The sequence below is a fragment of the Pseudomonas sp. B10 genome, assembly GCF_900156235.1.
Taxonomy (GTDB): domain Bacteria; phylum Pseudomonadota; class Gammaproteobacteria; order Pseudomonadales; family Pseudomonadaceae; genus Aquipseudomonas; species Aquipseudomonas siliginis.
This window is the reverse complement of the sequence record NZ_LT707063.1, coordinates 1,344,253-1,369,629: the sequence shown is the minus strand read 5'-3', so window position 1 is coordinate 1,369,629 and position 25,377 is coordinate 1,344,253. Positions and strand designations below refer to the sequence as shown.

Below are 25,377 nucleotides of genomic sequence, written 5' to 3'. Positions count from 1 at the left end.
TATAATCGCCACCACGTATTACCCAGCCATCACATGAGATTGCCATGACCATTTCACTGTACGCCGCATCCGTCCCGGTTTTTCAACAAATGCTCAACGCCCTGAGCGATGTGCTGAAAAAGGCCGAAGCCCACGCCAGCGCGAAAAACATCGACCAGAGCGTCTTCCTGCAAGCGCGTCTGTACCCGGACATGTTCCCGCTGGTGCGTCAGGTGCAGATCGCCGTGGATTTCGCCAAAGGCGTGTCGGCGCGTCTGGCCGAAGTCGAACTGCCGAAGTACGACGACACTGAAACCACCTTTGCCGAGCTGCAAGCGTTGATCGCCAAGGTCCTGGCCTTCATCGGCGAGATCAAGCCAGAGCAAATCGATGGCAAGGAAGGCATCGAAATCGTGACCCGTCCGGGCACGCCGAAGGAGAAGCGCTTCAGTGGTCAGGCGTATCTGCTGACTTACGGCCTGCCGCAGTTCTTCTTCCACGTCACCACCACCTACGCGCTGCTGCGTCATAACGGTGTTGAAGTGGGCAAGCGCGATTACATGGGCGCGTTCTAAAAACCCGGATACGAAAAAGCCCGCCAAGGTTCGCGCCTTGGCGGGCTTTTGTTTTTCTGTGGGAGCGAGCTTGCTCGCGAATGCGGCGTATCAGGCGATATTAATGCTGAATGTCTCGCCCCTTTCGCGAGCAGGCTCGCTCCCACAAGGTAAGGCGGTTACGCCGTACGCTGAGCCTTCTCTTCCTCGCCCAGGCAAGCTGCCGCTGTAAACAGCACGTCAGTCGACGAGTTCAGTGCGGTCTCCGCCGAATCCTGCAGCACGCCAATAATGAAGCCCACCGCCACGACCTGCATGGCAATCTCGCTCGGGATGCCGAACAGGCTGCACGCCAGCGGAATCAGCAGCAGCGAACCACCGGCCACACCCGAAGCACCACAGGCGCAAATCGCGGCGACGACGCTGAGCAGGATTGCGGTCGGAATGTCCACTGCGATGCCTAAAGTGTGCACCGCCGCCAGGGTCAGCACGGTAATGGTGATCGCCGCACCGGCCATGTTGATGGTCGCGCCGAGCGGGATCGATACCGAGTAGGTGTCTTCGTGCAGGCCCAGGCGCTTGCTCAATTCCAGGTTGACCGGAATGTTCGCCGCCGAGCTGCGGGTGAAGAACGCGGTGATACCGCTTTCGCGCAGGCACATCAGGGTCAACGGGTACGGATTGCGGCGCAGCTTCCAGAACACGATCAGCGGGTTCATCACCAGCGCGACAAACAGCATGCAGCCCAGCAGCACCGCCAGCAGGTGCGCGTAGCCGAGCAGCGCGCCGAAACCGGAGGTGGCCAGTGTCGACGCGACCAGGCCAAAGATGCCCAGCGGCGCGAAGCGAATGACCACGCGGACGATCACGGTGACGCCGTTGGACAAGTCACCGAGAACTTCGCGAGTGGTGTCGCCAGCGTGGCGGATGGCAATGCCCATGCCGATCGCCCAGGCCAGAATGCCGATGAAGTTGGCATTCATCAGCGCGCTGACCGGGTTATCGACGACGCTCAGCAACAGGCTTTGCAGCACTTCGCCGATGCCGCCGGGCGCAGTCACGGCAACGTTCTCGGTGGACAACACCAGATTCGACGGGAACGCCATGCTGGCGACCACGGCCACCACCGCAGCGCTGAATGTGCCCAGCAGGTAAAGGAACAGGATTGGCCGGATGTGGGTTTCCTGGCCGTGCTTGTGGTTGGCGATCGAGGCCATCACCAACACGAACACCAGAATCGGCGCCACGGCTTTCAATGCCGAGACAAATACCTTGCCGATGAACGCAGTGGACTTCGCCAGCTCCGGTGCAATCAGGGCCAGGGCAATACCGGCGATCAGACCAATGACGATCTGGCTGACCAGACTCAGGCGTTTCAGGCGTTGCAGTAACGAAGGGGATGAAGCGGTCATAGCGGCATCTCTGTTTTTTATAGGGTGCGAAGCGTCGTGGGCAGTCACGAAACGCCTGTCGAAGTGACATCAACGCCGCCAAACGGCACGTTGAACAGCTGTACGATTTTCAGGGCGCGGACTTTATCACAGCGTAGGCGTGAACCTTCAGGCCTGTGACGATCTGCCACCGGATCGACCCGGCAGATCGGCAGTTTTGGGCAACTCAGTGCGGACGCAGTCTGTTAAGCTTCGCCATCCTCATTTTCAAGTTCTGCCAGCGGGCCTCCGGGTCATCGCTGGTGTCGTCGTTTTGCTGGAGTTGCGCATGCTGTTGCCTATTCTTCTGTTGTCCGCCGCCGGGTTCACGGTGCTGACCACGGAATTCGTCATTGTCGGCCTGTTGCCGGCGATCGCCCGAGACCTAGAAGTCAGCATCCCGCAAGCCGGGCTGCTGGTGACCTTGTTTGCCTTTACCGTGGCGCTGTTCGGCCCATTCCTGACCGCGTATTTCGCCCGTTTTGAACGGCGCAAACTGTTCATCAGCATTCTGATCATGTTCGGTCTGGCCAATACCGTTGCAGCGTTGGCGCCGAATATCTGGGTGATGGCCATCGCGCGTCTGATTCCTGCGTTGGGTTTGCCGGTGTTCTGGGCCTTGGCCAGCGAGACGGCGGTGGATATCGTCGGCCCGGATTTCGCCGGCCGCGCCATCGCCAAGATCGGCTTCGGTATCGTCTGCGCTACGGTGTTCGGCATTCCGGTCGGTACGCTGATTTCCGATGCGTTCGGCTGGCGCAGCGCATTCGGCATTCTGGCGTTGATCGCGTTTGCCAAAGCCTTGCTGCTGTTTGTCTATCTGCCGAAAACCAGTCTGCACCAGCATCAGGTCAGCTTCCGTTCGCAGTTCAAGATCCTGCGCAGCCCGCTGATGCTCGGCCATATCTTGTTGTCGATTCTGGTGTTCAGCGGCATGTTCACCGCTTACACCTACCTTGCTGACATCCTCGAACGACTTGCCGGTTTCAACGGCACCGTGGTCGGCTGGTGCCTGATGGCGTTTGGCGCAGTCGGGCTGGTCGGCAACTCGCTCGGCGGGCGTGCGGTGGATCGGCATCCGCTGGGGGCGTCGGTGTTGTTCTGTGCGTTCATGATCGCGGGCATGGTTTCGCTGGTGCCGAACATTCATTCGCCAGTGGGTCTGGCGGTGGCGATGGGCATCTGGGGCGTGACTCAGGCGGCGTTGTTCCTGGTCAGCCATGTGCGCCTGATGAAAGCCGCGCCGGAAGCGCCGGCCTTTGCCGCGTCGCTGAACATCGCCGGGGCCAATCTCGGCATCGGCCTGGGCGCGATGGTCGGCGGCCGGGTGATCGACAGTGCCGGGCTGGGCTTTCTCGGCTTTGCCGCTGCCGGCTTCATTTTGCTGTCGGTGTTCCTCGCCATGGTGCTGATGACGCTGAAGCCGCGTGAAGTCTGCGCTTCATAACCCGGTAAACAGCTCGCGTCGGGCACCCTCGGTAATCGCTACGATGCCAGGGTGCTTGACCTTGCGCTCCACTGAGATGGCATAGAACGACTCGCTCACGGCGTCGGTCTGGCCGATCAACTCGACGCCGTACTGGCGCTTCACTTCCTCGGCAATCACGCTCGGGCCGATAAAGATCCCGCTGCCGGATTGGCCGAAGGCCTGCATCAAAGCACTGTCATCGAACTCGCCGACAATCTGCGGCTGGATCTGCTGTTCGGCGAACCAGCGCTGCAAACGGCTGCGCACCACGGTTTCCGCGCCGGGAATCAGCAACGGTGCGCCGTGCAGGCTGCGCGGGAAATCCTGGCCATACTGCGCGGCAAGTTCGGCGGTGGCGAAGAAGCTGATCCCGCACTCACCGAGCTTCTGGCTGTAGCCTTTGATGTCCAGATGCGAAGGCATCGGACTGTCGGAAATCACCAGATCCAGACGCTGAATGGCCAGATCGGCGAGCAGACGTTCGAGTTTGTCCTCGCGGCAGGTGATGCGCAGCGGCTCGCTCAATTCCATGGTCGGCGCGATCAGGCGATAAACAATGGATTTGGGTACCACGTCGGCCACGCCAACGCGAAAGAGGATCTGCTGCTCGTTGGGCTGTGCACGCAGCATCAGCTCCAGCTCGCCGCCCAGTTGAAACATTTGCTCGGCGTAGGGCAGGGCCTGGCGCCCGGCTTCGGTGAGCTCCAGTTGTCGGCCAACCCGGCGAAACAGTTCTACGCCATAAGTTTGCTCAAGCAGTGAAATCTGCCCGCTGATGGTCTGTGGCGTCAGGTTCAGCTGCTCGCAGGCGCGAACAATGCTGCCGGTCTTGGCCACAACCCAGAAGTAATGCAGTTGTCGGTAATTGAGCATATCGATCGCCACTTCGTGAAAACCGAAGTATAGCCGCTAAAAATACGAATTTTCCTGAAGTGTTCATCTCCCTAGAATGCCCAGCCATCGACGGCCGGTGTGTGCGCCTGTCTGTTCATTCGAAGGAAACTTTATGAAATACACATTTCCCGCAGTGATGTTTGCGTCTTTACTGGTTCTGGCCGGTTGCGACCAAGCGGAAAAAAGCGCCCAGCAACTGATGGGCGCGGCGGCTGAAACCGCCAAACAAGCAATCGACGACACCCATAAAGCCGCCGAGCAAGCGCTCAGTGATGCCACCGGTGGTTTGATCGAGAAAAAAGAAACACCGGAAAAACAAGCGGAAGAATCCGAATCTTCCTCCAAGACCATCTAAACCGTCTTACACAGAGTCAGGACTGACCCATGGAATATCTGTTAGAACTCGCCGCCAGCCCCACCGCTTGGGTTGCTTTGGCCACACTGGTGGTAATGGAAATCGTGCTCGGCATCGATAACCTGATCTTTATTTCGATCCTGACCAACAAACTGCCCGAACAGCATCGGCAGAAGGCGCGCCGTATCGGTATCGGCATGGCCCTGATTCTGCGTCTGGCCCTGTTGAGCACCATCGCGTTCATCGTGCAGTTGACCGAGCCTGTGATCGAAATCCTTGGCCAGGCGTTCTCCTGGAAGGACATGATCCTGATCGCCGGTGGCCTGTTCCTGGTGTGGAAAGCCACGACCGAGATCCATCACAGCATGGACCCGTCGCCGGAAGACCCGAAGACCGCGACTTCCACCGTAACGCTTGGTTTTGCCGCGGCTATCGGTCAGATCCTGATGCTCGACATGGTGTTCTCGATCGACAGCATCATTACCGCTGTCGGCATGACTGAACACTTGCCGATCATGATCATCGCGGTGGTGGTGTCGGTGCTGGTGATGCTGCTCGCGGCTGATCCGCTGGCCAAGTTCATCAACGACAACCCGACCGTGGTCATGTTGGCGCTGGGCTTCCTGATCATGATCGGCATGACGCTGATCGCTGAGGGCTTCGGCGCCCATGTTCCGAAAGGTTATGTGTACGCAGCCATGGCGTTCTCGGCCGGTATCGAAGTGTTGAACATGCTGTCGCGCCGGGCGAAGCAGAAGAAGGTTGCTCAGCAGGCGTAATTGCTGAGAACACAAAAAACCGCCTGGGCTGGTTGAGCTCAGGCGGTTTTTTTATTCACCTTTTGCTGAGTTATCGAGAGCGCGCTGCTGCTTAGCGCTCTCATGAGGGAAGGACCTTGTTGGTCTTCAATGCGCAGCAGCGTGCCGCACTGGATGCTTCTCTGTTTTCTCAACCGGCATCGTCTGCACCGGATGATGCCGCCGCGAAATCCGCAGCACACCCCACAACATGGCAGTCGCCACGGCCAGCCAGCCGGCTATCAACATCACAATGGTCATGGTCAGGCTCATTAGTGCCTCCTCTTCGCCCTGCGTCGGGCGCTCGCTTTTCGCAATTCGCTCTATTTCAGTGACAGTCTAGTCAATGGGGTGTTTCAAGCTATTGACCAAAGGTCGTTAGTGACCAATCAGTTTGCTCTATGCAATCGCCCGCTCTGCGGTTTAAGGCTATACCGCAGGCGGGTGCGGCTCTATGATCGCTGGCGTTGCCGGAACACGATGACCGGCGTCTGGAAGAGAGTGACAATGGTGCAGGTATTTTCTCGAGTGCGCGGAGCGTTGCTTGCCGGCGCTTGCGCGGTGTTGCTGAGCGGATGTGCGGGCAACGTAGCGCCAGAAGTCAAACGCTTGCCGGAGCGGGTTGAACTCAGCGGCACTTTTTATCGTGGCGAAGCCAATCAGAGCGGGCCACAGGTGCTGGCAAGCCTGTTGTCGCAACAAGGCATCGTCATCACCCCGGGCCTTCTGGAAAAACCGCTGCACTTGCCGGGCGCCGAGGACAAGCTGCAGCAGAACATGCAGAACCTTGCCCGCGAATATGGCCTGGTGGTTTATCCGCTCGACAGCAAGCTGCCAGCCTTGCTGACCCAAGTCGCAGCGGGCTATCCGGTCATGGTGCGTTTCAGCGAAGGTTCGGCATTCTGGGCTGAGCCGCGTTACGCGATCCTGTCCGGCTACGACCGCAACAAACAGAAGGTCCTGCTGCGCGCCGGCATGAATCGTCGGCAGTTGATGGATTTCGGCAGCTTTGAATCAGCGCTCGAAAAGGCCGGTGGCTGGGCAATCCTGATTCAGAAACCGTCGCAGATCCCGGCAGCCGTCGACCGCTCCCGTTGGCTGAAAGCCGCCGATGAACTGGCCCAGGCCGGTGAAGAAAACGCTGCGGCGCAGGCGCGAAAGGCTCTGGCGGCGCAATAAGCCTCCGTTCGTCATCTGCCGGGCACGACTGCGCCCGGCGAGCCTCTGAAGATTAATGCCCGTGCTTCGCGGGTGAATCAAGGAGGCAACATGGCAGATTCCCAAAACCCGAAAGGCCCACACTCGTCCGAACATTCCTCGGGCGATGATCTGGGCTTCGATCCGGATTCGCCGGACCTCGACGATCCGCAAGTTGATCCGGTCGGTCCGGCGAAAGCCCCGCTGGATGTCGAGCCCGGTGAAGATCCGAAGAAACCGGCCAAGCCCTATGATCCGTTAGCCGATCTGAAACCTTGATGTGAGGTGCGTATGAGTACCGATTCAAGCTTTGATGACCACAAACCTGACAGCGTACCGACCACGCCGGAGCCGGAGGTTGATCCGGTGCTGGACCCGGACAGCCCGATGCGCGACCCGATGGCGCGGCCAAATGTGCTGACGCCGGAGGTTTCGCCAGAGCCGAGCTCGGGCGATGGCATCCCCGATGACGACAAAATGCCGCTGCCCAACGACTGATGCGCAGACGAAAAAAAGCCCCGAACATTCGGGGCTTTTTCATGATCGCTGAATCTACTTCGCCGCCTCGACCACGCCGCTCTGACGGCTCTTGAGGTTCTTGTCGGCTTTGTACTGCTGTGCCACCGCTGGAACACTGGCGCTGCGCCCGGTTTCCACCCAGCTGCGGATACGGCTGGCGTCGGCAAAATGCGTGTATTTGCCAAACGCATCGAGAATCACCAAGGCGACCGGACGGTTGCCCATCTTCGTCACCAGCACCAGGCAATGGCCGGCCGGATTGGTAAAACCGGTCTTGGTAATCTTGATGTCCCAATCGGCCTTGTTAACCAAGTGGTCGGTATTGCGGAAGCCCAAGGTGTAGTTGGGCTTGCGGAACGCCACGGTCTTTTCCTTGGTGGTGGTCAGTTGCACCAGAAGCGGTTGCTTGTGCGCGGCCACCAGCAATTTGCTCAGGTCGCGGGCGGTGGAAACGTTGCGCTCCGACAGGCCGGTCGGCTCGACAAAGTGCGTGCTGGTCATCCCCAGCGCCTTGGCCTTGGCGTTCATTGCCGCAATAAAAGCAGCGTAGCCACCCGGATAGTGGTGCGCGAGGCTGGCGGCGGCACGGTTTTCCGAAGACATCAAGGCGATCAGCAGCATCTCGCGGCGCGGCAGCTCACTCTTGAGTTTGACGCGGGAGAACACACCCTTCATTTCCGGGGTGTTCCTGATATCGACATCGATCCATTCGTCCATGTTCTGTCGAGCTTCCACCACGACCAGGCCAGTCATCAGCTTGCTGACGGAAGCGATCGGCACGATCACGTCAGGGTTGCTGGAATAGATGACTTTATTGGTCTGCATATCCATGAGCAGGGCGCTGCCGGACGCGATCTTCAATGTCGAAGCGTCACGTGGAGCAGCGGTGGTTTCCGCAGCGTTGATCGTTGGCGTGATGAATGTGCCTGTAACAGCAAACAACAGGCTCAGAATCGAGAGACGAATTTTCACGCGGGCGAACTCTAAAAGGTTGGATATACCGTTAGTTTGTAACGGGTTATTTCTTAAAACCGGCGCATTTTAGGAGTATGGCTGAAGAACTGTCGATGGTTGTTTGTAAGACCTGAAAATCTCGTGAAAAGGCCTGTAAAAAGAGCGGTTTCCGGCGAACGGTTGAAGTTTTTTCTCAGGCATGAAAAACCCCGCACGAGGCGGGGTTCTGGTGCAGCGGAAAAATTCGATCAGACGTGCAGTGTTTCTGCGGCGTAGAGCGTGTTTTCCAGCAGGCAGGCGCGGGTCATCGGGCCAACGCCGCCGGGTACCGGGGTGATCCAGCCGGCGCGGGGCAGGGCGGTTTCGTAGACAACGTCACCGACCAGTTTGCCGTCGTCCTGACGGTTGATGCCGACGTCGATCACGATCGCGCCTTCCTTGATCCACTCGCCCTTGACCAGGCCCGGCTTGCCGGCGGCAACGACCACCAGATCAGCGCGGCCGACGTGGCCCGCCAGATCCTTGGTGAAGCGGTGAGTCACGGTGACGGTGCAGCCGGCCAGCAGCAATTCCATGGCCATCGGGCGACCGACGATATTGGAGGCGCCAACGACTACCGCATCCATACCGTAAAGATCAGCGCCAGTGCTTTCCAGCAAAGTCATGATGCCTTTCGGGGTGCAGGGGCGCAGCAGCGGGATGCGCTGGGCCAGGCGACCGACGTTGTACGGATGGAAACCGTCGACGTCTTTATCCGGGCGAATGCGTTCCAGCAGCTTGGACGCGTCGAGGTGTTCGGGCAGAGGCAATTGCAGGAGAACGCCGTCGATAGCCGGATCGTCGTTGAGGCGATCGATCAGATCGGTCAGGGCGTCCTGGGTGGTGTCGGAGGGCAGGTCGTAGGCTTGAGAGAGGAAGCCAACCTCTTCACAGTCTTTACGCTTGTGCGAGACATAAACCTGAGAGGCAGGATCGCTGCCGACCAGGATCACCGCGAGGCCGGGGGTGCGCAGGCCTTGCTGGCGACGCTCGGCAACTCGTTGGGCGATCTGCTGGCGCAGGCTGGCGGCGATCGATTTGCCGTCGATTAGTTGTGCAGTCATTGCGCGTGATTAACCATCGAGAGGGGAAAAAATGAGAACGCATTCTCGCATGTCGAGCGGTGAGGGCAAAGGCGCTTGGTCAGCAAATTCCTCTAACTCCTTTAATTAAATGAATTTTTTTCAAAAAGGATTTGACGACCTTTGGAGCCCTCTATACTATTCGTCGCACTTGTCGGGCACAGCCTAGCACTGGTTAAGAAGGTGAAGCGGAATCGAGGTTCTGCGACACTGGAAAGCACTTAGTTTGTAGTCCTTTAAGAGTACAGATTAACAAGGCGCCCGTAGCTCAGCTGGATAGAGCATCCGCCTTCTAAGCGGATGGTCGCAGGTTCGAGTCCTGCCGGGTGCGCCATTAGGCAGCTTTGGCACAAGTAACGCGATATGGTGGGCGTAGCTCAGTTGGTAGAGCACGGGATTGTGACTCCCGTTGTCGTGGGTTCGATCCCCATCGTCCACCCCATATTTCGAAAGGCGCCAGATTTAACGGTCTGGCGCCTTTGCTTTAAAAGCTTCATCCGCGGATGTGGTGGAATTGGTAGACACACTGGATTTAGGTTCCAGCGCCGCGAGGCGTAAGAGTTCGAGTCTCTTCATCCGCACCAAATAAAGCTTCATCTGTGCCTAGGGCCTGATGAAGTTTCGACAAAGAAGTTGTTTGGCTTTTTTGTTACGCAATATGGTGGGCGTAGCTCAGTTGGTAGAGCACGGGATTGTGACTCCCGTTGTCGTGGGTTCGATCCCCATCGTCCACCCCATATTTCGAAAGGCGCCAGATTTAACAGTCTGGCGCCTTTTTTTGTTTTAGCGGTTTCGAAAACCGGCCATGGCCGATTTCGAAGCGCAGGGCAGGGCACTTCATCGCTTTTAAAGGATCGGATGACGCTGAACTGCTCGTCGTTCCGGTTTTGCCGGAACGCCTGTCGGGGCCTATCTGGTAGTTGCTTCTATATATAGAAGCGTTGTTGCAGAGCCCTGACGTGATCGCTTGTATTCGCCAGTGGAGTGCACGGCATTCGTGCGGCGCTCCCTATAAATTGCCTGCTGTTTTTTTACCCGTTTCCAGTAGGGTGACTTCTTGAGTTTGACCCACTAGAATGCATGCCCTTGATTCTGGGGTCGGAAACGGCCGGCTAACGTCTGTGCAACGAGGAATATCCATGCAAGTTTCTGTTGAAAATACTACTGCTCTCGAGCGCCGCATGAGCGTCACCGTGCCGGCAGAGCGCATCGAGACTCAGGTCAACAAGCGTCTGCAGCAGACTGCCCAAAAGGCCAAAATTGCTGGCTTCCGTCCAGGCAAAGTGCCAATGAGCGAAATCAAGCGCCGTTTCGGTGCTGATGCGCGTCAGGAAGCGGTAGGCGACGTCATCCAGTCTTCCTTCTACGAAGCTGTGGTCGAGCAGAAGCTCAACCCTGCCGGTTCGCCTTCGATCGAGCCAAAGTCGCTCGAAGCGGGCAAGGATCTGGAATACGTTGCTGTATTCGAAGTCTTCCCTGAGTTCACCGTTGCTGGCTTCGAAGGCATCACCGTTGAGCGTCTGAGCGCTGAAGTGGCTGACGCTGACCTGGACAAGATGCTCGACATCCTGCGCAAGCAGAACACCCGTTTCGAAGTGGCCGACCGTGCTGCGCAGAACGAAGATCAGCTGAACATCGATTTCGTTGGCAAGGTTGACGGCGAAGTGTTCGCTGGCGGCTCCGCCAAGGGTACTCAGCTGGTGCTGGGTTCCGGCCGCATGATCCCGGGCTTCGAAGAAGGCCTGGTTGGCGCTAAAGCTGGCGAAGAACGCGTTCTGAACCTGACCTTCCCTGAGGACTATCAGAACCTGGACCTGGCTGGCAAAACCGCCGAGTTCACCGTGACCGTCAACACTGTGTCCGAGCCTAAGCTGCCTGAGCTGAACGAAGAGTTCTTCGCTCAATTCGGCATCAAGGAAAGCGGCATCGACGGTTTCCGCACCGAAGTTCGCAAGAACATGGAGCGTGAACTGCGTCAGGCGATCAAATCCAAGGTCAAGAATCAGGTAATGGACGGTCTGCTGGCCACCAACCCGATCGAAGTGCCAAAGGCTCTGCTGTCCAACGAAGTTGACCGTCTGCGCGTGCAGGCTGTTCAGCAGTTCGGCGGCAACATCAAGCCAGACCAACTGCCGGCCGAGCTGTTCGAAGAGCAAGCCAAGCGCCGCGTCGTGCTGGGCCTGATCGTTGCTGAAGTGGTCAAGCAGTTCGATCTGAAGCCTGATGAAGCTCGCGTTCGCGAAATGATTCAGGAAATGGCTTCCGCTTACCAGGAGCCAGAGCAGGTCGTGTCGTGGTACTACAAAAACGAGCAGCAACTGAACGAAGTGCGTTCGGTTGTGCTGGAAGAACAAGTTGTGGATACTGTTCTGCAGAAAGCTAGTGTGACCGACAAATCGGTCTCCTACGAAGAAGCAGTCAAGCCGGTAGAAGCTCCAGCAGCCGACTGATTGATTTTGCGTTAGAAGTGCACACCATAAGCCAGCTCTCGAGCTGGCTTATGCGTATTCAAGACATAACTATTTGGGAGCGACTGCAGAGCATGTTCCGTAATTCTTATATTCAGCAGAACTCTGATATCCAGGCCGCCGGCGGCCTGGTCCCGATGGTTGTCGAGCAGTCCGCTCGTGGCGAACGCGCCTACGACATCTACTCGCGCCTGCTCAAGGAGCGAGTGATCTTTCTGGTGGGCCCGGTAGAGGACTACATGGCCAACCTGATCTGTGCGCAACTGCTGTTCCTTGAAGCGGAAAACCCGGACAAGGACATCCATCTGTACATCAACTCGCCGGGCGGTTCGGTGACTGCCGGCATGTCGATCTACGACACCATGCAGTTCATCAAGCCGAACGTATCGACCACCTGCATCGGTCAGGCCTGCAGCATGGGCGCATTCCTGCTCACCGCAGGTGCACCGGGCAAGCGTTTCTGCCTGCCGAACTCGCGCGTGATGATTCACCAGCCACTGGGCGGTTTCCAGGGCCAGGCGTCGGACATCGAAATCCACGCCAAGGAAATCCTCTTCATCCGCGAGCGTCTGAACATGCTGATGGCCAAGCACAGCGGCCGTACTCTGGAAGAAATCGAGCGCGATACCAATCGCGACAACTTCATGAGTGCCGAAGCTGCGAAGGAATACGGCCTGATCGACGAAGTGATCAACCAGCGTCCAGCTTAATATAAGCAGCGCAAAACAGGCCTGATCGGCATGTCCGATCAGCGGCGGGCTTGAAAAAGCCCGCAATAGCCTTCATCTTGTGTTGCAAGCCTATCGGATTTGGATCGAACGAATGACTGACACCCGCAACGGCGAGGACAACGGCAAGCTGCTCTATTGCTCCTTCTGTGGCAAAAGCCAGCATGAAGTGCGCAAATTGATTGCCGGCCCCTCGGTCTTTATCTGCGACGAGTGCGTCGACCTGTGTAATGACATCATCCGCGAGGAGGTGCAGGAAGCACAGGCCGAAAGCAGCGCGCATAAATTGCCTTCGCCTAAAGAAATCAGCGGCATCCTTGACCAGTACGTCATTGGTCAGGAGCGTGCAAAAAAGGTTTTGGCCGTAGCGGTGTACAACCACTACAAGCGCCTGAACCAGCGTGACAAAAAGGCTGACGACGTCGAACTCGGCAAGAGCAACATCCTGCTGATCGGCCCGACAGGCTCCGGTAAAACCCTGCTGGCCGAAACACTGGCCCGCTTGCTGAACGTTCCGTTCACCATCGCTGACGCAACTACCCTCACCGAGGCCGGTTACGTGGGTGAAGATGTCGAGAACATCATTCAGAAGCTGCTGCAGAAGTGCGATTACGACGTAGAGAAAGCCCAGATGGGCATTGTCTACATCGATGAAATCGACAAGATTTCCCGCAAGTCCGACAACCCGTCGATCACCCGCGATGTTTCCGGTGAAGGCGTGCAGCAGGCCTTGCTCAAGTTGATCGAAGGCACGGTCGCTTCGGTACCGCCGCAAGGTGGCCGCAAGCATCCGCAGCAGGAATTCCTGCAGGTCGACACCCGTAACATCCTGTTCATCTGCGGTGGTGCGTTCTCCGGCCTGGAAAAGGTCATTCAGAACCGTTCCACCAAAGGCGGCATCGGCTTCAATGCCGAAGTGCGCAGCAAGGAAGAAGGCAAGAAAGTCGGTGAATCCCTGCGTGAAGTCGAGCCTGACGATCTGGTCAAGTTCGGTCTGATCCCGGAATTCGTCGGTCGTCTGCCGGTCCTGGCGACACTGGACGAGCTCGACGAGGCTGCGCTGATGCAAATCCTCACCGAGCCGAAAAATGCTCTGACCAAACAGTATGCCAAGCTGTTCGAGATGGAAGGCGTGGATCTGGAATTCCGTTCCGACGCGCTGAAATCGGTCGCCAAGCGTGCCCTGGAACGTAAAACCGGTGCCCGTGGCCTGCGTTCGATTCTCGAAGGTGTATTGCTCGACACGATGTATGAAATCCCCTCGCAGTCCGAGGTGAGCAAAGTCGTGATCGATGAAAGCGTGATCGAAGGCAAGTCCAAGCCACTGTATATCTACGAAAACAGTGAGCCGACGGCCAAGGCAGCGCCGGACGCGTAAGCGTTCACAGCGCCGCAACAAGGAAGGGGCCTTCGGGCCTCTTTTTTTTTAAGTCGTTTTTTACCTCCGCTTTGCGCTTGTTTTTTTTCGAGGCAGCCCCCATCTTGGTTTCAAGCTTAATTCCATCTGATTACGGCCATACGGCCGCCGTAGAGGCGAAATCATGAAGACAACCATCGAATTGCCTCTCCTGCCATTGCGTGATGTCGTGGTTTATCCGCACATGGTTATCCCGCTGTTCGTGGGGCGCGAGAAATCCATCGAAGCCCTCGAGGCCGCGATGACGGGTGACAAGCAGATTCTGCTGCTGGCCCAGAGAAACCCGGCTGACGATGATCCCGGTGAAGACGCTCTCTATCGCGTAGGTACGATTGCCACGGTACTGCAACTGCTGAAGCTGCCTGATGGCACTGTCAAGGTTCTGGTCGAAGGCGAGCAGCGTGGCACCGTCGAACGCTTCAGCGAAGTCGATGGCCATTGCCGCGCCGAAGTCTCGTTGATCGAAGAAGTCGACGCCGCTGAGCGCGAGTCGGAAGTCTTCGTGCGCACACTGCTTTCGCAGTTCGAACAATATGTCCAGCTGGGCAAGAAGGTACCGGCTGAAGTCCTGTCGTCACTCAACAGCATCGATGAGCCGGGTCGTCTGGTCGACACCATGGCCGCGCACATGGCGCTGAAAATCGAGCAGAAGCAGGAAATCCTCGAGATTATCGATCTGTCGGCGCGTGTCGAGCACGTGCTGGCGCTGCTGGATGCCGAAATCGACCTGCTCCAGGTTGAAAAACGCATTCGCGGTCGCGTCAAAAAGCAAATGGAGCGCAGCCAGCGCGAGTACTACCTGAATGAGCAGATGAAGGCCATTCAGAAAGAACTCGGTGACGGCGACGAAGGCCACAATGAAATCGAAGAGCTGAAAAAGCGCATCGATGCTGCCGGCCTGCCGAAAGACGCGCTGGCCAAGGCCACCGCTGAGCTGAACAAGCTTAAGCAGATGTCGCCGATGTCGGCTGAAGCCACTGTGGTGCGTTCCTACATCGACTGGCTGGTGCAGGTGCCGTGGAAGGCGCAAAGCAAAGTACGCCTCGACCTGGCCCGTGCAGAAGACATTCTCGACGCCGATCACTACGGCCTCGAAGAGGTCAAGGAGCGCATCCTTGAATACCTCGCCGTGCAGAAGCGCGTGAAGAAAATCCGTGGCCCGGTGTTGTGCCTGGTCGGTCCTCCAGGCGTGGGTAAAACCTCGCTGGCGGAATCGATTGCCCACGCCACCAACCGTAAATTCGTACGTATGGCCTTGGGCGGCGTGCGTGACGAAGCGGAAATTCGTGGTCACCGCCGGACCTACATCGGTTCGATGCCGGGAAGATTGATTCAAAAGATGACAAAGGTGGGCGTACGCAACCCGCTGTTCCTGCTCGATGAAATCGACAAAATGGGCAGCGATATGCGTGGCGATCCGGCGTCGGCGTTGCTGGAAGTGCTTGATCCTGAGCAAAACCACAACTTCAACGATCACTATCTGGAAGTCGATTACGACCTGTCCGATGTGATGTTCCTGTGCACCTCGAACTCGATGAACATCCCGCCAGCGCTGTTGGACCGGATGGAAGTCATCCGTCTGCCGGGTTACACCGAAGACGAGAAGATCAACATCGCGGTGAAATACCTCTCGCCGAAACAGATCGCGGCTAACGGTTTGAAGAAGGGCGAGCTGGAATTCGATGAGGAAGCGATCCGCGACATCATCCGTTATTACACCCGTGAAGCGGGCGTGCGGGGGCTCGAGCGACAGATCGCCAAGGTCTGCCGCAAGGCAGTCAAAGAGCATGCGCTGGAAAAACGCTTCTCGGTAAAAGTGACAGCTGATCTGCTCGAGCATTTCCTCGGCGTGCGTAAGTTCCGCTACGGCCTGGCCGAGCAACAGGATCAGGTGGGGCAGGTGACTGGCCTGGCGTGGACTCAGGTTGGCGGCGAATTGCTGACCATCGAAGCCGCAGTGATTCCGGGTAAAGGGCAACTGATCAAGACCGGTTCGCTGGGTGATGTGATGGTCGAATCGATCACTGCCGCACAGACCGTGGTGCGCAGCCGCGCCAAGAGCCTGGGCATCCCGCTGGACTTCCACGAGAAGCGCGACACGCACATTCACATGCCGGAAGGTGCTACGCCGAAAGACGGCCCTAGCGCTGGCGTCGGAATGTGCACGGCACTGGTCTCGGCATTGACCGGTATTCCGGTGCGCGCCGACGTCGCCATGACCGGTGAAATCACTTTGCGTGGGCAAGTGCTGGCAATTGGCGGTTTGAAAGAAAAACTGCTGGCGGCACATCGCGGCGGAATCAAGATTGTGATTATTCCGGAAGAAAACGTCCGCGATCTGAAGGAGATTCCTGACAATATCAAGCAGGATCTGCAGATCAAACCGGTTAAATGGATTGACGAGGTCCTGCAAATTGCGCTGCAATACGCGCCGGAGCCCTTGCCGGATGTGGCTCCGGAGATAGTTGCCAAGGACGAAAAACGCGAGTCTGATGCCAAGGAAAGAATTAGCACGCATTAATACGTTTTAGCCTGGGGGGCTTTCCTTGACAGCATTTTAGAGCCCTTGTTATAAAGCGGCTCTTAAGTGTCTGTAGGCCATTCAGCACTCGTTTTTGCTTTCACCAAAAAACTTAGAAACATCTCAAAATAGATATAAGGGGACTTAGAGTGAACAAGTCGGAACTGATTGATGCTATCGCTGCATCCGCTGATATCCCGAAAGCTGCTGCTGGCCGTGCGCTGGACGCTGTAATCGAATCCGTCACTGGCGCTCTGAAGGCTGGCGACTCCGTTGTTCTGGTTGGTTTCGGTACTTTCTCCGTGACTGACCGTCCGGCTCGTACCGGTCGCAACCCGCAAACCGGCAAGTCTCTGGAAATCCCGGCTGCCAAGAAGCCAGGTTTCAAAGCCGGTAAAGCGCTGAAAGAAGCTGTTAACTGAGTTTCCAGGTTTTTACCCATCCGGGTCGGGGTCAAGCCTGACTTGGCAGCGGAGCGGTAGAGCAGGTGGCTGAAAAAGGCACCTGTAACGCCGGGATCGAGGGTTCGAGCCCTGTCCGCTCCGCCAGTTACGAGAAGGCGCATCCTCGGATGCGCCTTTCTTCTATCCGGATTCTACCCACGCTCCACGGTTGCCTAAATTGAAGTTCAACCGTTTCTGGGGGACGCATGCTGCAGAATATCAGGGACAATTCACAAGGCTGGATTGCCAAGACCATTATCGGGGTCATCGTTGCACTGATGGCCCTGACCGGTTTCGATGCCATTTTCCAGGCCACGACTCACAAGAACGAGGCGGCCAAGGTCAATGGTGACGAAATCAGCCAGAACGAGCTGAGCCAGGCCGTTGATATGCAACGCCGGCAGCTGATGCAACAGCTGGGCAAGGACTTCGATGCCTCCTTGCTCGACGAAAAGATGCTGCGCGAATCGGCGCTTAAAGGCCTGATCGACCGCAAGTTGCTGCTGCAAGGCGCCGAACAGGCGAAGTTCTCGTTCTCCGAAGCCGCGCTGGATCAAGTGATCCTGCAAACGCCTGAATTCCAGGTCGACGGCAAGTTCAGCTCCGAGCGCTTCGACCAGGTGATCCGTCAACTGGGCTACAGCCGCATGCAGTTCCGCCAGATGCTGGCTCAGGAAATGCTCATCGGCCAGTTGCGCGCTGGTGTTGCCGGCAGCGGTTTCGTCACCGACGCCGAAGTGCTGGCTTTTGCCCGTCTGGAAAAACAGACCCGTGATTTCGCCACTCTTAACGTCAAGGCCGACCCGTCTGCGGTCAAGCTGACCGATGACGAGGTCAAGGCTTACTACGACGAGCACGCCAAGGAATTCATGACGCCGGATCAGGTGATCATCGATTACGTCGAGCTGAAGAAATCGTCGTTCTTCGATCAGGTTGCGGTCAAGGATGAAGATCTTGAGGCGGCTTACCAGAAAGAGATCGCCAACCTGTCGGAACAGCGTCGTGCCGCGCACATCCTCATCGAAGTGAACGACAAGACTACCGAAGCGCAGGCCAAGGCGAAGATCGACGAAGTCCAGGCGCGTCTGGCCAAGGGCGAGAAGTTCGAAGCGTTGGCCAAGGAGTTCTCGCAGGATCCGGGTTCCGCCAACAATGGTGGTGACCTCGGTTATGCCGGTCCTGGCGTTTACGACCCGGCTTTCGAAAAAGCGCTGTACTCCTTGTCGAAAGATCAGGTGTCCGAGCCGATTCGTACCGACTTCGGTTATCACCTGATCAAGCTGTTGGGCGTGGAAGCGCCTGAAGTGCCGACCCTGGCCAGCCTGAAAGACAAGCTGACCCGCGAGCTGAAAGCCGCGCAGGTCGAGCAGCGTTTTGTTGAGGCGACCAAGCAACTGGAAGACTCGGCGTTCGAAGCCTCTGACCTGGCGCAGCCAGCAGCGGATCTGAAACTGACCGTGCACACTTCCAAGCCGTTCGGCCGTGAAGGTGGCGAAGGTGTTGCCGCCAACCGTGCCGTGGTCACTGCCGCGTTCAGCCCGGAAGTGATTGATGAAGGTGCCAACAGCACCGCCATCGAGCTGGATCCGGAAACCGTGATCGTGCTGCGTTCCAAGGAGCACCTGAAGCCTGCGCAACTGCCGCTGGAAAGTGTGAGCGCGGCGATCCGTACTCAACTGACCAAGGAGCACGCCAGTGCCGAGGCCAAGACCCGTGCCGAGAAGCTGATCGCTGATCTGCGCGACGGCAAGGCGCCGCTGGACAAGGCCATCGATGGCCAGAACTGGAAGATCACCGAAGCGGCCACCCGTGGTCAGGAAGGGGTTGATCCAGCTGTGCTGCAGGCACTGTTCCGTATGCCGAAGCCGGCTGCCAAGGACAAGCCGACGTTCTCCAGTGTTACGTTGCCGGATGGCAGTCTGATGGTTGTGCGACTCAACGGTGTTAACGAAGCTGCCGCGCCGACTGATGAAGAGAAGGCGCAATATCGTCGCTTCCTGGCTTCCCGTGAAGGGCAGCAGGACTTTGCGGCGTATCGCAAGCAGTTGGAAGCTGAGGCGGAGATCGAGCGGTTCTGATCTTTTGACTGACGTTTGAAGGAGCCCCGGCCTGGTTGGTCGGGGCTTTTTTTTGGGGGCGTGGCGGCCTTTGGGCCGGCCATGCTCTGGGTGGTTTGGGTGAATATCCGTTTCTTCGGGTGCGGCGGCTGGCGGTTTCGCCCTTACGGCGAGGCACTTTTTCCAGACGCCGAAAAAGTACCCAAAAAGGCTTGCTCCTACGTTCGGCCCTCGCAGGCTCGGGTTCCTTCGCTGCGGGATCGATCCGGGCGCAGCGGCTCCGGTTTGCTTCGCTGCACCTCCTTCCGCTGTGTCTGGCTGCGCCAGACGGTCGCTACGCTCCCACGCCCGGATCAATCCCTCCGCTCAGCCTTCCGACGTCGCCGGTGGATCAAAAGCAAGATCAAAAGCACTCGAGCTTGCGCTCATTGTGGAGTGGGGCGGCTTTGCCGCGGGCAGCTGCGCTGCTTTGCTTTTCTGTGGGAGCGGGCCTGCTCGCGAAAGCGGCCTGACAGCCGACCTGATTCTTGGATGTACACCGTCCCTTGGCGTTTAGAACACGTCGGGCGGCTAGGGTGTTATGGCCGTCGAGCCGACAAGCCACGGCGAAATTGCGCGCGTTGATCGATCATTTGTCCACGCGGCTTTTTCCCGGCGCTCATGACCGGTAAAGTTGTAACCGATTCTTGACACTATTCCATGCGCCATGGGGCGACGATCTGTTGCACAATACGCCCCGGACTGTTTTCCCTCAGGATGTTCAATGTTGATTTCCACTCCCATGCGTGTTGTCGGGCTGGCGCTTTTGTTGACTGCGGTGGCCGGTTGTTCGAAGGACAAGCCGATCTATGAGCATGAGAACTTCGATGACTCCGGCACCTTTTCGCGCAATTACCCGGTAACCGACACCGCCAGTTGCGAAGCGGCCCGGCGCGCGTTGCTCAGTCAGGGCTACATCATTACCAGCAGTGATCCCAAACTGGTCAGCGGGCACAAGAGCTTCCAGCAGACCGGCGAGACGCACCTCGAGATCAGCTTCAACGTGGTCTGCGCCGAAGATGGCAGCGCCGGGCATCATGCGACCGTGTTCGCCAACGCCTTGCAGGACCGTTATGCGCTGAAGAAGACCAACAACTCGGCCAGCCTCGGGGTTGGTGTGTTGGGCTCGGTGTCGATGCCGATCGGCTCCTCGGACGACTCGATGGTCAAGGTCGCCAGTGAGACGGTCATTGCGCAGAAGTTCTACGAGCGTTTCTTCACACTGGTGGAGCAGTTCCTGCCCGCCGATGCGAAGAAAGCTGCACACATCGAAGAAAAGCCGAAAGCCGATCTTGGTGTGCCAGAACCAAAAGCGGCACCTGCACCTGCACCTCTGGCGCCGACACCTGCAGCAGAACCTGCCCCCGCGCCGGCTGCGGAACCTGCACCGGCCCCGGTTGAAGCCGCGCCAGTGAGTTCCGAGCCGGTGGTACCGCCAGCGGAGTCGACGCCGATTACGCCTGCGCCAGCGCCCGTGGAAGAGCCAGCGCCGGCCAGCGAAACCATCACCCCGCCGACCAACCCGGATATTCCGCCACCATCCGAGCCGATTCCGGCGATGCCTGCGTCGGGCCAATAAGAAACCAAGCGAAACCCTGTGGGAGCGAGCAGGCTCGCTCCCACAGTGGTTTTCGGGTTGGCTTAAAATCTGGTTACACACCTGCGGCATCATCGCCGCGATAAATCCCCAACCACCTGCTACGTTTTATTCATGAAGGCCGCGTTTCACTTTTCCTTCACACGGGCACTTTATGCTCGGGGCACAGGTCGATTGATCAGGCCATTTTCATAGCGAGCAGTTGGGGGATTCATGCGATGGATGAGTATCAGGAAGAACTGCTTGAATACCAGGCCTTTGAACTGGATCAACCAGAACCGGCTGACGACGCGACGGAACTATAAGCTTCAAGCTTCAAGCTTCAAGCTTCAAGCTTTAAGCTTTGGGCTGTGCTTGGCTCTCGCTCTCGCTTGCAGCTTGCAGCTTGCACCTCACGCTCCTGAGCGATGACTGCGCCGGAACTCGCCGGGCGTCTGCCCGCTCCAGCGCTTGAATGCGCGTTGGAAGGCTTCGGCTGAGGCGAAGCCGAGCAGGTAGGCGATCTCGCCGAACGCCAGTTCGGTGTCGCGGATGTAGGTCATTGCCAGGTCGCGGCGTGTGTCATTGAGGATCGCGCGAAATTGCGTGCCTTCCTCAGTGAGCTTGCGCCGCAAGGTCCAGGTCGGCAGTTTCAGGCGTGCCGCAACTTCTTCAAGATCCGGCTCACGGCCGCCATTGAGCAACGGGCCGAGCAATTGCGTGATGCGCTCGCGCAGGCTGCGGGTGCGGGTCAGTTGTTCCAGCTCCCGCTCGCACAATTGCAGCAGATGTCGCCAGGTGCTCGGGCAATGTTCAGGGTTGCGCAGGGCGAGACTGCTCAGGTTCAGGCGCAGTTGGTTGCGCTCGGCGCTGAACTGGATCGGGCAGTCGCCAAGCATTGTGTAGGCGTCGCGGTAATCCGGCGCTTCGAATTCGATTTCGATTCGCTCGGCGCGCAACGTTTCGCCGCACAGGCTCGACAACTGATGCAGCCAGCCGGCGAGGATCGAGTCGACCACGAAGCGGTTATAGGCGTTGTACGGGCTGATCGAGTAGAAGCGCAGCCACGCACCGTTGGCGTCTTCGTGGAAACTGGACTGCCCGCGATAGTTCGAGCCGTAAAGCGGCTCGAAGCGCGTCAGGCAACGGGCCGCCTCGCGCACGGTGGGCGCTTGCGCCGCAGTGATGCCGGCTAGACCGGCCTGATTCAAGCGGATCATTCGGCCCATGCGCAGGCCCAGAGCCGGGTCACCGGTGAGTTGAATCGCCGCATGGCCCAGGCGCATGTATCGGGGGATCGACAAGCGCGCCCCGGCCTCGGCCAGTCGCGCTGCATCAAGGCCATATTGTTCAAGCAGAGGCAGCGGATCGACGTCGTGGCTGCGCACGGCGTCGGCCAGACTATGGACGAAACCCACCGACAAATCCCCGAGGCGCATCGGCTGCGGCTTCATGGTTTACAGCCAGACGTTCAGCAAGCGCGCACCACGGGCCTCGCCATCGGCGAACTGCTGGCCGTTGCTGCTGAGGAAGCTTGTGCCGGTACTCGACTTGTCCCAGAACTGCCCGCGCATGAACACACTGACGCCGGCAATCGCGCGGCTGCTCGGTGGTTGTGCGGTGAGGGTCAGTCGGTGCCAGGCCTGACCTTCACTGAGGTCGCCGGGCTTGAGGCTGACCGAGCCCGGCGTGCTCGAACCCTTGTAGCCGCGCCATGGCTTGTCCCAGGCGCCTTGACCAATAACCTGCGCCGGCACGGCCACCAGTTGCGCGCCTTGTTCATCGAGGGTGCGGTAGTTGCCGGGATACCAGCTGTCACTGCCGATCAGGATGCCCAAGCGTCCGGCCGGTGTGTCGACGACCTGGATTGCGTGTTTGTCTTCGGCCTGAATCACACCTTGCTGATCGAAAATCGGATGCATCTGCCGTTGCGGCTGGCCCAATGGCACGCCGTCGCGACCAAACACCACGCTGCTGTTGAACAGGGCGCCGCTGCCGGGCCTGAGCCGGCCGTCGCGGATGCTTGGCTCCGGCAGCACGATGGAGCCGGCTACAAGGGTGACCTGGAACTCCTTGGCCAGACCGCCGAACAGCGTTTGGTAATCCTTGGCCATGGCCTGGGCTTTCATCCGCAGATAAGCATCATCCAGCCGTTGCTCGCCCTTGGCCCGCAGCCACGCTCGGGCAAACAACAGCGGATTGCTCGCCGCCAGCCAGTTCATTGCCTCCGCCAGCGTTGGCGCCTGATACAACTCGTCTTTCTCGCCGCTGATCATCAGCCAGGTGCCGACGTGCTCGGGCAATACCACCACGGTTTTTTCATTGAGCAAGCCTTGATCGCGGGCCTGCTGCAGGTACGCCGCGAGCTTGCGGTGCAGGCGTGCGGAGCTTTGGTAATCGGTGGGGAACAGTTCGGGCTGGATGCCGAGCAGATTGCCACGGTCGCCGGGCGCGCCCTGATTGACGGCGAGCTTGATGCGCAGGTCCGACAGGTAATGTCCCGCCGGCCGGTCTGCCGCCCACATGGCGTAGGTGGTCAGGGCGGCAATAAGGGCCATGGAGAAAAACAGATACAGAAGTTTGCGCATGAAAACCAACAACAGCCGGGTACAGAGTGTGGCGCCTAGGGTAGGGCCCATGGCCCTGATTGCCAAGGGCCGCTGCGCATTTGGATCAATAACTTGTCAGTTACGGTCATTGAGTGACAGCGGTGCGACTCTTAGTCTGTCGAACATGACTGACGGGGGACGCAGAGCTCCCGCAACTTTTTCCGTGATCGCTCGTTGTGGAGTTACCGATGACCGCCGCTCATTACCCGCATTTGCTGGCCCCGCTGGACCTGGGATTCACCACGCTGCGCAACCGCACCCTTATGGGCTCGATGCACACCGGCCTGGAAGAAAAGCCGGGTGGCTTCGAGCGCATGGCGGCGTACTTCGCCGAACGTGCCCGTGGCGGTGTCGGCCTGATGGTCACCGGCGGCATCGGCCCGAATGACGAGGGCGGCGTCTATTCCGGCGCGGCCAAGCTCACAACTGAGGAAGAGGCGCTCAAGCACCGCATCGTCACCCGCGCGGTGCACGAGGCGGGTGGCAAGATCTGCATGCAGATTCTCCACGCCGGCCGCTATGCCTACAGCCCGAAACAGGTAGCACCGAGCGCGATTCAAGCGCCGATCAACCCGTTCAAGCCCAAAGAGCTGGACGAAGAGGGCATCGAAAAGCAGATCAGCGATTTCGTCACCTGCTCGGTATTGGCGCAAACCGCCGAATACGACGGCGTCGAGATCATGGGTTCGGAAGGTTACTTCATTAACCAGTTCCTCGCCGCGCACACCAACCACCGCACCGACCGCTGGGGTGGCAGCTACGAAAACCGCATGCGCCTGCCGGTAGAAATTGTCCGTCGTGTGCGCGAAGCGGTCGGGCCGAATTTCATCATCATCTTCCGCCTGTCGATGCTCGATCTGGTCGAAGGTGGCAGCACCTGGGATGAAATCGTCATGCTGGCCAAAGCCATCGAACAGGCGGGCGCGACCATCATCAACACCGGTATCGGCTGGCACGAAGCGCGGATTCCGACCATCGCCACCAAGGTTCCGCGTGCAGCGTTCAGCAAGGTCACGGCCAAGTTGCGCGGCTCTGTGAGTATTCCGCTGATCACCACCAACCGCATCAATACCCCGGAAATTGCCGAGCAGATTCTTGCCGAGGGCGATGCCGACATGGTCTCCATGGCCCGACCATTCCTCGCCGATCCGGACTTCGTCAACAAAGCCGCCGAAGGCCGCGCCGACGAAATCAACACCTGCATCGGCTGCAACCAAGCGTGCCTCGACCACACCTTTGGCGGCAAGCTCACCAGTTGCCTGGTCAACCCGCGTGCCTGCCACGAGACCGAACTCAATTACCTGCCGGTGCAGCAGATCAAGAAAATCGCCGTGGTCGGTGCCGGTCCTGCCGGCTTGTCTGCCGCCACCGTGGCCGCCGAGCGCGGTCATCAGGTGACGTTGTTCGATTCGGCCAGTGAGATCGGTGGCCAGTTCAACATTGCCAAGCGCGTACCGGGCAAGGAAGAGTTTTTCGAAACCCTGCGCTACTTCAACCGCAAACTGCAAACGACGAATGTCGAGGTGTGCCTGAACACCCGCGTCGACGTGGCCAAGTTGGTTGAAGGCGGCTACGACGAAATCATTCTCGCCACCGGTATCGCCCCGCGCGTGCCGGCGATTCCGGGCGTCGAGAATGCCAAGGTGCTGAGTTATCTGGACGTGATCCTCGAGCGCAAACCGGTCGGCAAGCGTGTCGCGGTAATCGGTGCTGGCGGGATCGGTTTCGATGTCTCGGAATTTCTCGTTCATCAAGGCGTAGCCACCAGTCTGGATCGCGCGGCGTTCTGGAAAGAGTGGGGCATCGACACGCAACTGGAGGCCCGTGGTGGTGTGGCGTGCATCAAAGCGGCACCGCATGCGCCGGCCCGTGAGGTGTTCCTGTTGCAGCGCAAGAAGACCAAGGTCGGCGACGGTCTGGGCAAAACCACCGGCTGGATTCATCGCACCGGTCTGAAGAACAAGCAGGTGCAGATGCTCAACAGCGTCGAATACCTGAGCATCGATGACCAAGGCTTGCACATTCGCATCGGCGAAAGCGGTGAGCCGCAACTGCTGGCGGTGGACAACATCGTGATCTGCGCGGGGCAGGATCCGTTGCGTGAGTTGCACGACGGTCTGGTTGAAGCCGGGCAGAACGTGCACTTGATCGGCGGCGCGGATGTCGCGGCGGAGCTGGACGCCAAGCGGGCGATCAATCAGGGTTCGCGGCTGGCGGCTGAGTTGTAAACACACCGCATCACCTGCGGGAG

At 58.6% G+C, this 25,377-nt stretch carries 22 protein-coding genes and 4 tRNA genes; 19 read left to right on the top strand and 7 right to left on the bottom strand.

Annotated elements, in window-relative coordinates; genetic code table 11:
• The first annotated feature begins 44 nt into the window (after positions 1-44).
• Entirely contained in the window at positions 45-554 is a 510-nt protein-coding gene (locus tag BXA01_RS06060; protein WP_016775348.1) for a DUF1993 domain-containing protein, read from the top strand.
• A gap of 158 nt (positions 555-712) precedes the next feature.
• Here BXA01_RS06060 and sstT read toward each other — a convergent pair whose 3' ends face one another.
• Positions 713-1,945, bottom strand: a complete 1,233-nt coding sequence (sstT, locus tag BXA01_RS06055) for a serine/threonine transporter SstT (RefSeq protein ID WP_024013468.1) — start codon at positions 1,943-1,945, stop codon at positions 713-715.
• Positions 1,946-2,252: 307 nt separating this feature from the next.
• On the opposite strand from sstT, the gene BXA01_RS06050 reads away from it, so the two are divergent.
• The gene (locus tag BXA01_RS06050; RefSeq protein WP_076563567.1) at positions 2,253-3,410 is read left to right on the top strand and encodes an MFS transporter; all 1,158 of its coding nucleotides are present in this window, start codon (positions 2,253-2,255) and stop codon (positions 3,408-3,410) included.
• On the opposite strand, the gene nhaR is transcribed toward BXA01_RS06050, so the two are convergent.
• Entirely contained in the window at positions 3,405-4,304 is a 900-nt protein-coding gene (gene nhaR / locus BXA01_RS06045) for a transcriptional activator NhaR (RefSeq protein WP_016775345.1), read from the bottom strand. The two genes, BXA01_RS06050 and nhaR, sit on opposite strands and share 6 nt — an antisense overlap.
• A gap of 133 nt (positions 4,305-4,437) precedes the next feature.
• On the opposite strand from nhaR, the gene BXA01_RS06040 reads away from it, so the two are divergent.
• Together BXA01_RS06040 and BXA01_RS06035 are read left to right on the top strand one after the other, a co-directional pair.
• Positions 4,438-4,680 carry a hypothetical protein gene (locus BXA01_RS06040; RefSeq protein WP_024013465.1) on the top strand — a complete coding sequence of 81 codons (243 nt, stop codon included), beginning with the start codon at positions 4,438-4,440 and terminating at the stop codon, positions 4,678-4,680.
• Between the two features lie 29 nt (positions 4,681-4,709).
• Complete coding sequence (locus BXA01_RS06035) at positions 4,710-5,459, top strand: TerC family protein (protein WP_016775343.1); 750 nt, start codon at positions 4,710-4,712, stop codon at positions 5,457-5,459.
• A 126-nt stretch (positions 5,460-5,585) separates the two neighbouring features.
• Here the strand turns inward: BXA01_RS06035 and BXA01_RS27095 are convergent, their stop codons facing one another.
• Positions 5,586-5,750 carry a hypothetical protein gene (locus BXA01_RS27095; protein ID WP_164488349.1) on the bottom strand — a complete coding sequence of 55 codons (165 nt, stop codon included), beginning with the start codon at positions 5,748-5,750 and terminating at the stop codon, positions 5,586-5,588.
• 234 nt (positions 5,751-5,984) lie between these two features.
• On the opposite strand from BXA01_RS27095, the gene BXA01_RS06030 reads away from it, so the two are divergent.
• From BXA01_RS06030 to BXA01_RS06020, 3 genes are all read left to right on the top strand, one after another.
• A complete protein-coding gene (locus BXA01_RS06030; RefSeq protein ID WP_076563566.1) occupies positions 5,985-6,656 on the top strand; it encodes a peptidase C39 family protein in 672 nt (223 codons plus the stop codon).
• 90 nt (positions 6,657-6,746) lie between these two features.
• A complete protein-coding gene (locus BXA01_RS06025; protein WP_076563565.1) occupies positions 6,747-6,953 on the top strand; it encodes a DUF6021 family protein in 207 nt (68 codons plus the stop codon).
• A gap of 12 nt (positions 6,954-6,965) precedes the next feature.
• Positions 6,966-7,172: a hypothetical protein gene (locus BXA01_RS06020; protein ID WP_071172948.1), complete on the top strand. Its 207-nt coding sequence runs from the start codon at positions 6,966-6,968 to the stop codon at positions 7,170-7,172.
• A gap of 54 nt (positions 7,173-7,226) precedes the next feature.
• Here the strand turns inward: BXA01_RS06020 and pbpG are convergent, their stop codons facing one another.
• The gene (gene pbpG, locus BXA01_RS06015) at positions 7,227-8,165 is read right to left on the bottom strand and encodes a D-alanyl-D-alanine endopeptidase (protein WP_073471341.1); all 939 of its coding nucleotides are present in this window, start codon (positions 8,163-8,165) and stop codon (positions 7,227-7,229) included.
• Positions 8,166-8,395: 230 nt separating this feature from the next.
• Positions 8,396-9,250 carry a bifunctional methylenetetrahydrofolate dehydrogenase/methenyltetrahydrofolate cyclohydrolase FolD gene (gene folD, locus BXA01_RS06010; protein ID WP_016775338.1) on the bottom strand — a complete coding sequence of 285 codons (855 nt, stop codon included), beginning with the start codon at positions 9,248-9,250 and terminating at the stop codon, positions 8,396-8,398.
• 275 nt (positions 9,251-9,525) lie between these two features.
• Here folD and BXA01_RS06005 point away from each other — a divergent pair.
• The 11 genes from BXA01_RS06005 to BXA01_RS05955 all read left to right on the top strand — a co-directional run bounded on the left by BXA01_RS06005 (position 9,526) and on the right by BXA01_RS05955 (position 20,520).
• A tRNA-Arg gene (locus BXA01_RS06005) sits at positions 9,526-9,602 on the top strand.
• 32 nt (positions 9,603-9,634) lie between these two features.
• A tRNA-His gene (locus BXA01_RS06000) sits at positions 9,635-9,710 on the top strand.
• 57 nt (positions 9,711-9,767) lie between these two features.
• Positions 9,768-9,852: transfer RNA gene (locus BXA01_RS05995), tRNA-Leu, on the top strand.
• Between the two features lie 77 nt (positions 9,853-9,929).
• Positions 9,930-10,005, top strand: a tRNA-His gene (locus BXA01_RS05990).
• Positions 10,006-10,407: 402 nt separating this feature from the next.
• Positions 10,408-11,718 carry a trigger factor gene (tig, locus tag BXA01_RS05985; protein ID WP_016775337.1) on the top strand — a complete coding sequence of 437 codons (1,311 nt, stop codon included), beginning with the start codon at positions 10,408-10,410 and terminating at the stop codon, positions 11,716-11,718.
• Positions 11,719-11,810: 92 nt separating this feature from the next.
• Positions 11,811-12,446 (top strand): ATP-dependent Clp endopeptidase proteolytic subunit ClpP, encoded by a 636-nt coding sequence (gene clpP, locus BXA01_RS05980; protein WP_016775336.1) that lies wholly within the window; start codon positions 11,811-11,813, stop codon positions 12,444-12,446.
• Positions 12,447-12,558: 112 nt separating this feature from the next.
• Positions 12,559-13,842, top strand: a complete 1,284-nt coding sequence (clpX, locus tag BXA01_RS05975) for an ATP-dependent Clp protease ATP-binding subunit ClpX (protein ID WP_016775335.1) — start codon at positions 12,559-12,561, stop codon at positions 13,840-13,842.
• 163 nt (positions 13,843-14,005) lie between these two features.
• On the top strand, positions 14,006-16,402 hold the full coding sequence (gene lon, locus BXA01_RS05970) for an endopeptidase La (protein ID WP_016775334.1): 2,397 nt from the start codon (positions 14,006-14,008) through the stop codon (positions 16,400-16,402).
• Positions 16,403-16,551: 149 nt separating this feature from the next.
• Positions 16,552-16,824 carry an HU family DNA-binding protein gene (locus BXA01_RS05965; protein WP_016775333.1) on the top strand — a complete coding sequence of 91 codons (273 nt, stop codon included), beginning with the start codon at positions 16,552-16,554 and terminating at the stop codon, positions 16,822-16,824.
• Positions 16,825-17,051: 227 nt separating this feature from the next.
• Positions 17,052-18,923 carry a SurA N-terminal domain-containing protein gene (locus BXA01_RS05960; RefSeq protein ID WP_076563564.1) on the top strand — a complete coding sequence of 624 codons (1,872 nt, stop codon included), beginning with the start codon at positions 17,052-17,054 and terminating at the stop codon, positions 18,921-18,923.
• A 742-nt stretch (positions 18,924-19,665) separates the two neighbouring features.
• Complete coding sequence (locus tag BXA01_RS05955) at positions 19,666-20,520, top strand: DUF2242 domain-containing protein (RefSeq protein WP_041477151.1); 855 nt, start codon at positions 19,666-19,668, stop codon at positions 20,518-20,520.
• A 410-nt stretch (positions 20,521-20,930) separates the two neighbouring features.
• Here BXA01_RS05955 and BXA01_RS05950 read toward each other — a convergent pair whose 3' ends face one another.
• Both BXA01_RS05950 and BXA01_RS05945 read right to left on the bottom strand, forming a co-directional pair.
• On the bottom strand, positions 20,931-21,971 hold the full coding sequence (locus tag BXA01_RS05950) for an AraC family transcriptional regulator (RefSeq protein WP_076563563.1): 1,041 nt from the start codon (positions 21,969-21,971) through the stop codon (positions 20,931-20,933).
• Positions 21,972-21,974: 3 nt separating this feature from the next.
• Positions 21,975-23,105: a nitrilase-related carbon-nitrogen hydrolase gene (locus BXA01_RS05945; RefSeq protein WP_076563562.1), complete on the bottom strand. Its 1,131-nt coding sequence runs from the start codon at positions 23,103-23,105 to the stop codon at positions 21,975-21,977.
• Between the two features lie 209 nt (positions 23,106-23,314).
• On the opposite strand from BXA01_RS05945, the gene BXA01_RS05940 reads away from it, so the two are divergent.
• Positions 23,315-25,354, top strand: a complete 2,040-nt coding sequence (locus BXA01_RS05940; protein WP_076563561.1) for an NADPH-dependent 2,4-dienoyl-CoA reductase — start codon at positions 23,315-23,317, stop codon at positions 25,352-25,354.
• Positions 25,355-25,377: the final 23 nt, after the last annotated feature.

Coding starts and splice junctions, on each gene's coding strand:
- BXA01_RS06060 (WP_016775348.1), top strand. CDS start 45: ATGACCATTTCACTGTACGCCGCATCCGTCCCGGTTTTTCAACAAATG.
- sstT (WP_024013468.1), bottom strand. CDS start 1,945: ATGACCGCTTCATCCCCTTCGTTACTGCAACGCCTGAAACGCCTGAGT.
- BXA01_RS06050 (WP_076563567.1), top strand. CDS start 2,253: ATGCTGTTGCCTATTCTTCTGTTGTCCGCCGCCGGGTTCACGGTGCTG.
- nhaR (WP_016775345.1), bottom strand. CDS start 4,304: ATGCTCAATTACCGACAACTGCATTACTTCTGGGTTGTGGCCAAGACC.
- BXA01_RS06040 (WP_024013465.1), top strand. CDS start 4,438: ATGAAATACACATTTCCCGCAGTGATGTTTGCGTCTTTACTGGTTCTG.
- BXA01_RS06035 (WP_016775343.1), top strand. CDS start 4,710: ATGGAATATCTGTTAGAACTCGCCGCCAGCCCCACCGCTTGGGTTGCT.
- BXA01_RS27095 (WP_164488349.1), bottom strand. CDS start 5,750: ATGAGCCTGACCATGACCATTGTGATGTTGATAGCCGGCTGGCTGGCC.
- BXA01_RS06030 (WP_076563566.1), top strand. CDS start 5,985: ATGGTGCAGGTATTTTCTCGAGTGCGCGGAGCGTTGCTTGCCGGCGCT.
- BXA01_RS06025 (WP_076563565.1), top strand. CDS start 6,747: ATGGCAGATTCCCAAAACCCGAAAGGCCCACACTCGTCCGAACATTCC.
- BXA01_RS06020 (WP_071172948.1), top strand. CDS start 6,966: ATGAGTACCGATTCAAGCTTTGATGACCACAAACCTGACAGCGTACCG.
- folD (WP_016775338.1), bottom strand. CDS start 9,250: ATGACTGCACAACTAATCGACGGCAAATCGATCGCCGCCAGCCTGCGC.
- tig (WP_016775337.1), top strand. CDS start 10,408: ATGCAAGTTTCTGTTGAAAATACTACTGCTCTCGAGCGCCGCATGAGC.
- clpP (WP_016775336.1), top strand. CDS start 11,811: ATGTTCCGTAATTCTTATATTCAGCAGAACTCTGATATCCAGGCCGCC.
- clpX (WP_016775335.1), top strand. CDS start 12,559: ATGACTGACACCCGCAACGGCGAGGACAACGGCAAGCTGCTCTATTGC.
- lon (WP_016775334.1), top strand. CDS start 14,006: ATGAAGACAACCATCGAATTGCCTCTCCTGCCATTGCGTGATGTCGTG.
- BXA01_RS05960 (WP_076563564.1), top strand. CDS start 17,052: ATGCTGCAGAATATCAGGGACAATTCACAAGGCTGGATTGCCAAGACC.
- BXA01_RS05955 (WP_041477151.1), top strand. CDS start 19,666: ATGTTGATTTCCACTCCCATGCGTGTTGTCGGGCTGGCGCTTTTGTTG.
- BXA01_RS05950 (WP_076563563.1), bottom strand. CDS start 21,971: ATGAAGCCGCAGCCGATGCGCCTCGGGGATTTGTCGGTGGGTTTCGTC.
- BXA01_RS05945 (WP_076563562.1), bottom strand. CDS start 23,105: ATGCGCAAACTTCTGTATCTGTTTTTCTCCATGGCCCTTATTGCCGCC.
- BXA01_RS05940 (WP_076563561.1), top strand. CDS start 23,315: ATGACCGCCGCTCATTACCCGCATTTGCTGGCCCCGCTGGACCTGGGA.